The organism is Mesorhizobium sp. P2_C5_2 (assembly GCF_056404535.1).
The window spans coordinates 77,833-89,283 of sequence record NZ_JBFUDV010000008.1 but is presented as its reverse complement, the minus strand read 5'-3'; the positions used below and the strand labels follow the sequence as shown (position 1 = coordinate 89,283).

Sequence of the window (11,451 nt, the reverse complement as noted above, 5' to 3'; positions counted from 1 at the left end):
CGATCTGCCGGGACAAATGCCGGCGCAAAATCCCGCAAGCTTATGATTCCAGCGGCAAACTGCGGCTCTCCCGGAGAGGCCGGCCAGCTGCGGTTTTCAGTGCGTCCATCCGACGTTACCGGGCTGACACGAAACTGTCATGCGACTGTAATAATCGAAGGCTATTGGCCTCAGCGGGCGCCGGCTGAAGAGGGCGCCGAGAGACCATCTTCCGAACAGGAGCAGGCCACATGAAGAAATTCCTCGTTACGGCGTCGGCCGTGGCGCTTGCGCTCGCCGCATCGTCGGGTGTCGCCGCCGCGCGCGACCAGATCCAGGTCGCCGGTTCGTCGACCGTGCTACCCTACGCCAAGATCGTCGCCGAGCAGTTCGGCGAAACCTTCACCAACTTCAAGACCCCGGTTGTCGAGTCCGGCGGCAGCGGCGCCGGCATCAAGGAATTCTGCAAGGGCGTCGGCGAAGACACCATCGACATCGCCAACTCCTCGCGTCCGATCAAGAAGGACGAACTGAAGTCCTGCGCCGACGCCGGCGTGAAGGAAGTCCAGGAAGTCCGCATCGGCTATGACGGCATCGTCTTCGCCACCGACATCAAGGGCCCGGATTGGGCGCTGGTTCCCGCCGACGTCTACAAGGCGCTCGCCGCCAAGCTGGTCGTTGACGGCAAGCTCGTCGACAATCCGAACACCAAGTGGAACCAGGTCAACCCGAAGCTGCCCGACTGGGATATCGCCGCCTACATCCCCGGTGAAAAGCACGGCACCCGCGAAGTGTTCGAGACCAAGCTGCTCGACGCCGGCTGCGACAAGGCCGCTCTCAAGGCCACCGGCATCGCCGACGACAAGGAAATCGGCAAGACCTGCATCGCGATCCGCAAGGACGGCAAGGCTGTCGACATCGACGGCGACTACACCGAGACGCTCGCCCGCATCGACTCCAACAAGACCGGCGTCGGCGTGTTCGGCCTCGCCTTCTACGAGAACAATGCCGACAAGCTGAAGGTCGCCACAGTGGAAGGTATCGTGCCTTCGACCGAGACGATCGCGACCGGCAAATATCCGGTTTCGCGCCCGCTGTTCTTCTACGTCAAGAAGGCGCATCTCGGCGTCGTTCCCGGCCTCAAGGAATATGTCGAGTTCTTCCTTGACGACCAGATGATCGGCCCGGAAAGCCCGCTCGCCCAGTACGGCCTGGTTTCCGCTCCCGACGCCGAGCGTCAGGGCCAGCGCGACGCCTTCGCCGCTGGAAAGACGATGTAATCAACTGACTGAATCAGGGCGCGGACCAAATCCGCGCCCTGATTTCGCCGTTTGCCGCAACGGCGGCGGCGATCTGAACTTTCCCTGGGGTGGGTGATGTCGTCCTTGCTCGTACTCGCCATAGTCATTGCCATCGGCGTGGTCGCCTTTGTGATCGGCCGCCAGCGCGCCGCGGCGCAGGATACCGGCAAGGTAAAGCCGCATTCGCGCGCGCACTATCACGGCTGGTGGGCTTTTCTGCTCGCCGTCCTGCCTGCCGTCCTGCTGCTCGCCGTCTGGGACATCGGCTCGTCCTTCTATCTTGACCGGCACATCCACGCCGCCCTGCCCGAGCGCACCGTCGACTCCAAGGTCGCCAGCGAAGCGCTCGATGCCAGCCTGGTGAAGAGCCTCGCCAAGGGCCTGCGCCGGCTCGATGCCGGTACGCCGCTTCCCGCCACCTTCGCTGAATTGCAGCCGCTGCTCATCGCCAAGGGCGTGGCGCTGGCCAGCGATACGCAGGATTACATGATCCCGATCGCCGTCGACGCGAACACGGTCCAGGACCGGCTCAGCTGGTTTGGCGCGGTGCTGACCTTCGCCCTGTCGATCGCCGGCGCCTTTTATGCGCTGAGGCAGATCGCGCCGCGCGCCAGGGCGCGCAACAATGTCGAAAGGCTGATGCTGTGGGGGCTGCTTGCGGCCTCGACCATCGCCATCCTGACAACGGTCGGCATCGTGCTGTCGATGCTGTTCCAGACCATCACTTTCTTCGAAAGTGTGTCGCCGATGAGCTTCTTCTTCGGCACGGTCTGGAATCCGCGTTTCGCCGCTGCCGGCTCGGGCGGCAGCCAGGGCCAGTTCGGCCTGATCCCGCTGCTCGCCGGCACGCTCTACATCGCCGCCGTCGCTCTTCTGGTGGCCGTGCCGGTCGGGCTGATGTCGGCTGTCTACATGTCCGAATATGCCTCGCGTAGCGTGCGCTCGGTGGTCAAGCCGGCGTTGGAGCTGCTGGCCGGTATCCCTACCATCGTCTACGGCATCTTCGCCGTGGTCACGCTCGGGCCGTTCCTGCGCGATCTGTCGGCGGCGCTCACTGGCGGCTCGCCCTTCATCCAGGGCCAGAGCATCTTCACCGCCGGCCTGGTGATGGGCGTCATGCTGATCCCGGTCGTGTCCTCGCTTTCCGACGACATTATCACGGCGGTGCCGCGCGCCATGCGTGACGGCTCGCTCGGCCTCGGCGCCACGCGCTCCGAGACGATCAAGCGGGTGATCCTGCCAGCCGCACTTCCCGGCATCGTCGGCGCGATCCTGTTGACCGCGTCGCGCGCCATCGGCGAGACGATGATCGTCGTCCTGGCGGCCGGTGTCGCCGCCAATCTCACCATCAACCCGTTCGAAGCGATGACGACTATCACCGTCAAGATCGTCAATCAGCTGACCGGCGATCTTGAGTTCAACTCGCCGCAGACGCTGGTCGCCTTCGCGCTCGGCCTGACGCTGTTCGCGCTGACGCTGGTGATGAACATCGTGGCCCTCTACATCGTGCGCAAGTACCGGGAGCAGTACGAATGACCGACATCCCCCTGGACACGATGGCGGGTGCCGTTGCGCGTCCGCGCCGCGACATCGGGCTGAAGGCGCGTTACGCCGCCGAACGCCGTTTCCGCATCTATGGCGTGATTGCGATCTCGGTCGGCCTGGCGTTCCTGGCCATCATGTTGATCACCATCGTCTCGAAGGGCTACACCGCCTTCTGGCAGACCACGGTGACGCTGCCGATCAGCTTCGACGAGAAGGTGATCGATCCCTCGAACAAGCGCGCCACCGATCCGAATGTGCTGATCAAGGCGAACTATCCCAAGCTTGCCGAAAACGCGCTGGTGGCCAAGCTCGGCATCGATCCCGCCAACAAGCCGATGATGTTGAAGCTCAAGGGTTTCCTGTCGGAAGGCGCCCGCGTGCAGCTGCGCGACATCGTGTCCGCCGATCCGTCGGTGATCGGCACGACGCGCGTCGTCAACATCCTGGCCGCCGCCAACCTCGACTCGGCCTTCAAGGGCCAGATCGACCTCGGCGTCGATGAAGCGCGACGCAAGGTGTCCAACCAGCAGATCGAGTGGATGAACAAGCTCAAGGCCGATGGCGTGATGGCCGAGCATTTCAACACCGGCCTGTTCACCTATGGCGCTTCCAGCCGCCCGGAAACGTCGGGCATGGGCGTGGCCATCATCGGCTCGTTCTACATGATGGTGATCGTGCTGCTCCTGGCGCTGCCGATCGGCGTCGCCGCCTCCATCTATCTCGAGGAATTCGCCAAGAAGAACCGCTTCACTGACCTGATCGAAGTCAACATCAACAATCTGGCGGCGGTGCCGTCGATCGTCTTCGGTCTGCTTGGCCTTGCGGTGTTCATCAACTTTCTCGGCATGCCGCGCTCGGCCGCCTTTGTCGGCGGCCTGGTGCTGACGCTGATGACACTGCCGACCATCATCATCGCCACGCGCGCAGCCCTTGCCGCCGTGCCGCCGTCGATCCGCTCGGCAGCGCTTGGGCTTGGCGCCTCGAAGATGCAGATGGTGTTTCAGCACATACTGCCGCTTGCCGCACCCGGCATCCTGACCGGCACCATCATCGGCCTGGCGCGTGCGCTCGGCGAGACAGCACCGCTGCTTCTGATCGGCATGGTCGCCTTCGTCGCCGACTATCCGAAGACGCCTTTCGATCCGGCGACCGCGCTGCCGGTGCAGATCTACATGTGGGCAAACGAGGCCGAACGCGCTTTTGTCGAGCGCATGTCGGGCGCCATCATCATCCTGCTCGTCTTCCTCATGGCCATGAACATCACCGCGATCGTGCTTCGGCGCCGGTTCGAGCGGCGCTGGTAGAAAAAAGGCAATTTGGTATGAACATCATGACCGAACAGTCCCTTGAAAACGCAGTGGGCGACAAAATGAACGCCAAGTCGAACGAAGTCATCAAGATGCGCGGCGACAAGGTCGGCGTCTTCTACGGCGAGAAGCAGGCGCTGTTCGACGTCAATCTCGACGTCCGCCAGAACCAGGTGACGGCGCTGATCGGCCCGTCCGGCTGCGGCAAGTCGACCTTCCTGCGCTGCCTCAACCGCATGAACGACACCATCGATTCGGCGCGGGTGACGGGCAAGATCACGCTGGACGAGGACGACATCTACGACAAGAACATCGACGTCGTCGAACTCCGCGCCCGCGTCGGCATGGTGTTCCAGAAGCCCAATCCGTTCCCGAAGTCGATCTACGAGAATGTCGCCTACGGCCCGCGCATCCACGGGCTGGCCAAGCGCAAGTCCGACATGGACCAGATCGTCGAATCCAGCCTGAAGAAGGCGGCGATCTGGAATGAGGTCAAGGACCGCCTGCAGGAGCCCGGCACCGGCCTGTCCGGCGGCCAGCAGCAGCGCCTGTGCATCGCGCGCGCCATCGCCGTGTCGCCGGAAGTGATTCTGATGGACGAGCCCTGCTCGGCGCTCGACCCGATCGCCACAGCCCGCGTCGAGGAACTGATCGACGAACTGCGCCAGAACTACACGATCGTCATCGTCACCCACTCGATGCAGCAGGCGGCGCGCGTGTCGCAGCGCACGGCGATGTTCCATCTCGGCTATCTGGTCGAAGAGGGCGCCACCGACAAGATGTTCACCAACCCCGACGACAAGCGCACCCAGGACTATATTACCGGCCGCTTCGGCTGAGCCGTCCAGCGGTTGAATTTTCAGGCACGAGGACCAGGATCATGGGTGAACATACCGTCGCCTCCTTCGATGAAGAACTGGGGCAGATCAGCAAGCTGATCCGCGACATGGGCGATCTGGCCGGCTCGATGGTCAGCGGCTCGACCAGGGCGCTGCTCACTTCGGACAACGCGCTGGCGCAGCGTGTCGTCTCCGACGACGCCATCATGGACGCGCGCCAGCGTGAACTGGACGACCGCGCCATCACGCTCATCGCCAAGCGCCAGCCGATGGCCAACGATCTGCGCGCCGTGGTTGGCTCGATCCGCATGGCCGGCGACCTTGAGCGCATCGGCGATCTCGCCAAGAACATCGCCAAGCGCGTCGGCACCGTTGGCCTCAGCGTCACACCGCGCGACCTGTCGCATTCCATCGATGCGATGGCGCAGCTGGTGCTGATCCAGGTTCAAAGCGTTGTCGAGGAGTATGCTGCCGCCGATGCCGCGGCGCTGGCGAAACTCCGGAATGACGACGAGCGCATCGACGTCAAATACACGTCCGTGTTTCGCGAACTCTTGACCTACATGATGGAAGACCCGCGCAACATCACCGCCTGCACGCATCTCCTGTTCTGCGCCAAGAATCTGGAGCGCATCGGCGATCATGTCACCAACATCGCTGAAAATGCGTACTATGTGCTGACCGGCCAGCAATTGCCCGCCAATCGCCCGAAGCAGGACGAGACGGCGATGGCCACGTCGGCCTGACAAGGGTGAACTGCTGATGATTGCGCCACGCATCATGGTCGTGGAGGATGAGGAGCCGCTAGGCGTGCTCCTCCGCTACAACCTCGAATCCGAAGGCTACCAGGTCGAAGTGGTGACACGCGGCGATGAGGCCGAGATTCGGCTGCAGGAAAACGTGCCCGATCTGCTGGTGCTCGACTGGATGGTGCCGGCAGTGTCCGGCATCGAGCTCTGCCGACGGCTGCGGATGCGGCCCGAGACCGAACGGCTGCCGATCATCATGCTGACCGCGCGCGGTGAAGAAAGCGATCGCGTGCGCGGTCTCTCCACCGGCGCCGACGACTACCTGGTGAAACCATTCTCGACGCCCGAGTTCATGGCACGCGTCAAGGCGCTCCTGCGCCGCGCCAAGCCGGAAGTCCTGTCCAGCGTGCTCAAGGTCGGCGACATCGTGCTCGACCGTGAATCGCACCGCGTCTACCGCAAGAAGAGCGAGATCCGGCTCGGGCCGACCGAGTTCCGCCTGCTCGAGTTCATGATGCGCCATCCCGGCCGGGTGTTCTCGCGCAGCCAGCTGCTCGACAATGTCTGGGGCGAGACGATCTATATCGACGAGCGTACCGTGGACGTGCATGTCGGCCGCCTGCGCAAGGCGGTCAACAATGGCCGCATGCCTGACGTGATCCGCACCATCCGCGGCGCCGGCTACGCCATCCGCGAAGACTAGGCCGCGCCGTGCCGCGCCGTTGCCGGCCTCTCAGGCGACATGTTTGCCGGTCTTCGACTGAATCCCCGGCGCGAAAATCTCCTGGTCGACGAAGCCGAGGGCGCGCATGGCGCAGCCTTCGCGGATCAGCGGCAGTTCGTTGGGCTCGGTGTCGAAGGAGATCGACTTCGAGTGCTGGCCGCCGGCAGTCTGGGCGATCGCTTCGCGCAGCGCCGGTTCGATCAGGTCGAAGGCGGCGGCGCTGACCCCGACCATGGCGACAGGTGCGGGATCGATCAGCGCGAACAGGCTGCCAAGGCCGAAGCCGAGCGCTTCGCCGGCCTTGCGGTAGGCTTCCCGCTCCGGGCCGTCGGTCTCCCGGGCGCGCGCGGCAAGCGCGCGCATATCAGCGTCGCCGACATCGACCGGTTCGGCGTCCTCGCTCATCATTTTGGCGCTGCGCCAGATGGCGTAGTTGCCGGCATAGGCCTCGACGCAGCCGCGCCGCCCGCAACGGCAGAGCGCGCCGCCCGGACGGTGGATCATGTGGCCGAACTCGCCGCCAGACGAATGGGTGCCGGTGAACAGTTCGCCTTTCAGCACCAGCCCCATGCCGATACCGTGCGAGAGGAGGATAGCGATGAAATCGTCGCGGTAGCGCTCGGGCTGGCGCCATTGCAGCGCCACCGCCATCATGTTGCAGTCGTTCTCCATGGTGGCCGGAATGCCGAATTCCGCTTCCAGTATATCGGCGAAGGCAATGTCGGTCAGCGGCGTGATCGGCGACCACAGCATGGCGCGCGCCTGCGAATCGGTGATGCCCTGGATGCCCATGGCAATGCGGGCGATGCTTTGGACATCGAGGTCGGGATCCTCGAGCCGCCGCCGCACGATTGCCGTGCATTCGCCGATCAGCTCGTCGCGCGGCATGGTCAGCGTGTCCAGCCGGCGCTGCTCCTCGGCGACCACGTGGCCGGCATAGTCGATGACGGTGACGGAGAGGAAGTTCAGCGACAGCACCACGGTCATCACGGCCGCTGCTTCCGGGTTGAGGCCCAGGCCGACCTGCGGCCGGCCGCGCTTCAGCGCAACGGTCTCGCCAGGTTTGCTCTCGGCCAGTATGCCTTCCTGAATCAAATCAGACGAGATCGCCGATATGGTCGAATGGCTGAGGCCTGTCGTTGCGGCAATCTCCGTTCGCGACGGCTGGCCGGCCCGGCGCACGGCCGAAATCACCATCGCACGGTTGCGACGGCGCAGATCGTCGTGGCGGATACCAACCGACATCTTTTTTGTTTCCTCCCGGTCCCCCCGCGCCTCATGATAGTGGAGGCGGTCAGGGACGCCACGCAAATATTGGCAGAAGCCGGCGGCGCTGTCATTGTTTATTGCGGGTCTCGAAAAAAATCGGCGAGGCCATCAGAATCCATCAGAATCGATGTTGACAGCGCCTCGCTGTTGGACCAGTATTTTTTCGAGGCTCGAAAAAATAGAGCCTCTGTGTGCCGGCCTTCGGGCCAGTTTTGTCGCGCCGCGCGCGGCGCAGGGAGGATTATCATGAACAGATTTGCAGCCGCCATGCTGGCGGGTGTCGCCATGTCGCTGACGCTGGTGTCGGTCGCGCAGGCGAAGGACAAGGTCATCGGCGTGTCGTGGTCGAATTTCCAGGAAGAGCGCTGGAAGACCGACGAAGCGGCGATGAAGGCGGCGATCGAGGCTGCCGGCGACAAGTACATTTCCGCCGACGCGCAGTCCAATCCCGGCAAGCAGCTGACCGACGTCGAGAGCCTGATCTCGCAGGGCGCCAACTCGCTGATCATCCTCGCACAGGACGCCTCGGCCATCGGCCCGGCGGTGCAGAAGGCGCTGGATGAAGGCATTCCGGTCGTCGGCTATGACCGCCTGATCGAGAACAAGGACGTCTTCTACCTGACCTTCGACAACAAGGAAGTCGGCCGTATGCAGGCCCGCGAAGTGTTCAAGGCGAAGCCCGAAGGCAACTACGTCTTCATCAAGGGCTCGGGTTCCGATCCGAATGCCGATTTCCTGTTCTCGGGCTCGATGGAAGTGCTCAAGGAAGCCATCGACTCGGGCAAGATCAAGAATGTCGGCGAGGCCTATACGGATGGCTGGCTGCCGGCGAACGCCCAGAAGAACATGGAACAGTTCCTGACCGCGAACGACAACAAGGTCGATGCGGTGGTCGCGGCCAATGACGGCACCGCTGGCGGTGTTGTCGCGGCGCTGACGGCGCAAGGTCTTGCCGGAACGGTTCCGGTGTCCGGCCAGGACGGCGACCATGCCGCGCTGAACCGCATCGCGCTCGGCACGCAGACCGTGTCGGTGTGGAAAGATGCGCGAGAGCTCGGCAAGAACGCCGCCGAGATCGCCTCGCAGCTCGCCGACGGCAAGAAGACCGGCGAAATCGCCGGCGCCAAGGACTTCACCACGCCCGGTGGCAACACCGTCAAGTCGCTGTTCCTGACCCCGGTTGCGATCACCAAGGACAACCTCAACGTCGTCATCGATGCCGGCTGGATCAAGAAGGACGAAGTCTGCACGGGCGTCGCCGCCGGCAGCGTCGCGGCCTGCAACTAAGCTTGGCTGTTTCCATCCGATATCGACGCCGCGGCCCCAAAGCCGCGGCGTTTTCTCAACAAGATTTGTGTTTCCGCCATAGGCGGCTAACTTCTAGGCTGTGGTCCGGCATCCGCGTCAGACGGCAAGCCGCTGGGAGGACATCATGACCGACACGACCTCGACTTCGCAGGCCGACACCGCGCGTGCGTCGGAACTCGGCGCGGTCGCCCGGTTCCTGAAAGCGACCGAGATCGACACCCGCATGCTCGGCATGATCGGCGCGCTGCTTCTGATCTGGATCGGCCTGCATGTCATTTCCAGCTTCCGCCTCGGGGTCAATCCGCTCGATTTCGACAGCCGCACCTTCCTGACGCCACGCAATCTCTGGAACCTGTCGGTGCAAACGTCCGCCGTCGCCATCATGGCCTCAGGCATGGTGCTGGTCATCGTCATGCGCAACATCGACCTCTCCGTCGGTTCGGCCGAGGGCCTGATCGGCATGGTGATGGGTTTTGCCCAGGTGCATTTCCTGGTGCGCTTTGTCGGGCTCGAGCTCGGCAATCCGTGGATCTGGGTTCTGGCGCTGGTCATCGGCGTGGCACTCGGCCTTCTGATCGGCGCCTTCCAGGGTTTTGTCATCGCCTATCTCGAAGTGCCGGCCTTCATCGTCACGCTGGGCGGCCTGCTGGTCTGGCGTGGTGCTGCCTGGTGGGTGACCAGCGGCCAGACCGTGGCGCCGCTCGACGCCACCTTCCAGCTGATGGGTGGTGGTCCGGCCGGATCGATCGGCGCGACCTGGAGCTGGGTCGTCGGCATCGTCGCCTGCCTTGCCGTGGTGTTCGCGCTCTTCAACGGGCGGGTGCAGCGCAAGCGCTTCCGCTTCCCGCTGCGGCCGATCTGGGCCGAGACGCTGCTCGGCACCGTCACCTGCGCCGTCATCATGGGCGCGGTGTGGCTGGCCAATTCCTATCCGTGGCCGATCGGCATCGTGAACCGCTATGCGGCCGCCAACAACATCACAGTGCCCGAAGGCGGCCTGTTCATCGCCCATGGCATCGCCATCCCGGTGCTGATGGCGATCGCGGTCGGGCTGATCATGACCTTCATCACCAACCGCACCCGTTTCGGCCGCTACGTCTTTGCCATCGGCGGCAATCCGGAAGCCGCCAATCTCGCCGGCATCAACACGCGCTGGATCACCATGAAGGTGTTCATGATCATGGGCGTGCTGGCGACGATCGCCGCGGCGATCTCGTCGGCCCGGCAGAATTCGGCGACCAACGTGCTGGGGACGCTGGACGAGCTGCTCGTCATCGCCGCCGCCGTCATAGGCGGCACCTCGCTCGCCGGCGGTTCGGGAACGATCATTGGCGCCATGCTCGGTGCGCTTTTGATGCAGTCGCTGCAGTCCGGCATGGTGCTGCTCGGCGTCGACTCGCCGCTGCAGAGCATCGTCGTCGGCGCCGTGCTGGTCATCGCGGTGTTTCTCGACACCGTCTATCGCAAGCGCGTTTAGGGGATACGATCATGGCTGACAAAACCGCTCCCTCCGCTGCACCCACCGGCATGCCGCTGATCGACATGCGCAACATCTCGATCGCCTTTGGCGGCATCCGCGCCGTCGACGATGCGTCCATCGATCTTTTCCCGGGCGAGGTCGTGGCGCTGCTCGGCCATAACGGCGCCGGCAAGTCGACACTCATCAAGATCCTGTCCGGCGCCTACAAGCGCGATGCCGGCCATATCTTCGTCAACGGTCAGGAGGCTTCGATCTCCAATCCGCGCGACGCCAAGAAATACGGCATCGAGACCATCTACCAGACGCTGGCGCTGGCCGACAATGTCGACGCCGCAGCCAATCTGTTCCTCGGCCGCGAGATCATGACTGCCTGGGGCACGCTCGACGATGTCGCCATGGAGGCCGAAGCGCGCAAGGTGATGGGCCGGCTCAATCCGCGCTTCCAGCGCTTCAAGGACCCGGTGATCAAGCTGTCGGGCGGCCAGCGGCAATCGGTGGCGATCGCGCGCGCCATCCTGTTCAACGCCCGCATCCTGATCATGGATGAGCCGACGGCCGCGCTTGGTCCGCAGGAAACGGCGCAGGTCGGCGAACTGGTCAAGCAGTTGAAGTCGGACGGCATCGGCATCTTCCTGATCAGCCACGACATCCACGACGTGTTCGAGCTTGCCGACCGCGTCTGCGTGATGAAGAACGGCCAGGTCGTCGGCACCGCGCGCACCACCGATGTCACCCAGGACGAGGTGCTCGGCATGATCATCCTCGGCAAGTGTCCGCCTGGCGCCATTCCGGGCCCGGGCGCGCTGAAGATCGCCGCCTGAGATACGCGATCGTCGATTGATCGCGATCTCGTCCGAGCCGTTTTTGCTTCTTCGAGATCGTTATTCGATAAGCCGGCTAAATATCTGGAACTTGATGTGCCAGCCGTCATGATGGTTTAGCCGCGCCAT

General features: G+C 63.8%; 10 protein-coding genes. 9 read left to right on the top strand and 1 reads right to left on the bottom strand.

Annotation, left to right across the window (positions count from 1 at the left end):
* Positions 1-230: 230 nt before the first annotated feature.
* The 6 genes from AC1D1B_RS26830 to phoB all read left to right on the top strand — a co-directional run bounded on the left by AC1D1B_RS26830 (position 231) and on the right by phoB (position 6,423).
* The gene (locus tag AC1D1B_RS26830; RefSeq protein WP_477335928.1) at positions 231-1,259 is read left to right on the top strand and encodes a substrate-binding domain-containing protein; all 1,029 of its coding nucleotides are present in this window, start codon (positions 231-233) and stop codon (positions 1,257-1,259) included.
* A 96-nt stretch (positions 1,260-1,355) separates the two neighbouring features.
* On the top strand, positions 1,356-2,816 hold the full coding sequence (gene pstC / locus AC1D1B_RS26825; RefSeq protein ID WP_477335926.1) for a phosphate ABC transporter permease subunit PstC: 1,461 nt from the start codon (positions 1,356-1,358) through the stop codon (positions 2,814-2,816).
* On the top strand, positions 2,813-4,129 hold the full coding sequence (gene pstA, locus AC1D1B_RS26820; RefSeq protein WP_477335924.1) for a phosphate ABC transporter permease PstA: 1,317 nt from the start codon (positions 2,813-2,815) through the stop codon (positions 4,127-4,129). Before pstC ends, pstA begins: the two co-directional genes overlap by 4 nt.
* A gap of 17 nt (positions 4,130-4,146) precedes the next feature.
* The gene (gene pstB, locus AC1D1B_RS26815; protein ID WP_112559514.1) at positions 4,147-4,971 is read left to right on the top strand and encodes a phosphate ABC transporter ATP-binding protein PstB; all 825 of its coding nucleotides are present in this window, start codon (positions 4,147-4,149) and stop codon (positions 4,969-4,971) included.
* A 41-nt stretch (positions 4,972-5,012) separates the two neighbouring features.
* Entirely contained in the window at positions 5,013-5,717 is a 705-nt protein-coding gene (phoU, locus tag AC1D1B_RS26810; protein ID WP_477335922.1) for a phosphate signaling complex protein PhoU, read from the top strand.
* Positions 5,718-5,733: 16 nt separating this feature from the next.
* On the top strand, positions 5,734-6,423 hold the full coding sequence (phoB, locus tag AC1D1B_RS26805) for a phosphate regulon transcriptional regulator PhoB (protein WP_010911896.1): 690 nt from the start codon (positions 5,734-5,736) through the stop codon (positions 6,421-6,423).
* A 30-nt stretch (positions 6,424-6,453) separates the two neighbouring features.
* Here phoB and AC1D1B_RS26800 read toward each other — a convergent pair whose 3' ends face one another.
* Positions 6,454-7,689, bottom strand: a complete 1,236-nt coding sequence (locus AC1D1B_RS26800) for an ROK family protein (protein WP_477335920.1) — start codon at positions 7,687-7,689, stop codon at positions 6,454-6,456.
* Between the two features lie 270 nt (positions 7,690-7,959).
* Between AC1D1B_RS26800 and xylF the strand changes: the two genes are divergently transcribed.
* The 3 genes from xylF to AC1D1B_RS26785 all read left to right on the top strand — a co-directional run bounded on the left by xylF (position 7,960) and on the right by AC1D1B_RS26785 (position 11,322).
* Positions 7,960-9,000, top strand: a complete 1,041-nt coding sequence (gene xylF, locus AC1D1B_RS26795; protein WP_477335918.1) for a D-xylose ABC transporter substrate-binding protein — start codon at positions 7,960-7,962, stop codon at positions 8,998-9,000.
* 145 nt (positions 9,001-9,145) lie between these two features.
* Positions 9,146-10,498 carry a sugar ABC transporter permease gene (locus tag AC1D1B_RS26790; protein ID WP_477335916.1) on the top strand — a complete coding sequence of 451 codons (1,353 nt, stop codon included), beginning with the start codon at positions 9,146-9,148 and terminating at the stop codon, positions 10,496-10,498.
* Positions 10,499-10,509: 11 nt separating this feature from the next.
* The gene (locus AC1D1B_RS26785) at positions 10,510-11,322 is read left to right on the top strand and encodes an ATP-binding cassette domain-containing protein (protein WP_477335914.1); all 813 of its coding nucleotides are present in this window, start codon (positions 10,510-10,512) and stop codon (positions 11,320-11,322) included.
* Positions 11,323-11,451 lie beyond the last annotated feature (129 nt).

Bases quoted from the DNA above. Each gene is read 5' to 3' on its own strand.
- AC1D1B_RS26830 (WP_477335928.1), top strand. From the start codon at position 231: ATGAAGAAATTCCTCGTTACGGCGTCGGCCGTGGCGCTTGCGCTCGCC.
- pstC (WP_477335926.1), top strand. From the start codon at position 1,356: ATGTCGTCCTTGCTCGTACTCGCCATAGTCATTGCCATCGGCGTGGTC.
- pstA (WP_477335924.1), top strand. From the start codon at position 2,813: ATGACCGACATCCCCCTGGACACGATGGCGGGTGCCGTTGCGCGTCCG.
- pstB (WP_112559514.1), top strand. From the start codon at position 4,147: ATGAACATCATGACCGAACAGTCCCTTGAAAACGCAGTGGGCGACAAA.
- phoU (WP_477335922.1), top strand. From the start codon at position 5,013: ATGGGTGAACATACCGTCGCCTCCTTCGATGAAGAACTGGGGCAGATC.
- phoB (WP_010911896.1), top strand. From the start codon at position 5,734: ATGATTGCGCCACGCATCATGGTCGTGGAGGATGAGGAGCCGCTAGGC.
- AC1D1B_RS26800 (WP_477335920.1), bottom strand. From the start codon at position 7,689: ATGTCGGTTGGTATCCGCCACGACGATCTGCGCCGTCGCAACCGTGCG.
- xylF (WP_477335918.1), top strand. From the start codon at position 7,960: ATGAACAGATTTGCAGCCGCCATGCTGGCGGGTGTCGCCATGTCGCTG.
- AC1D1B_RS26790 (WP_477335916.1), top strand. From the start codon at position 9,146: ATGACCGACACGACCTCGACTTCGCAGGCCGACACCGCGCGTGCGTCG.
- AC1D1B_RS26785 (WP_477335914.1), top strand. From the start codon at position 10,510: ATGGCTGACAAAACCGCTCCCTCCGCTGCACCCACCGGCATGCCGCTG.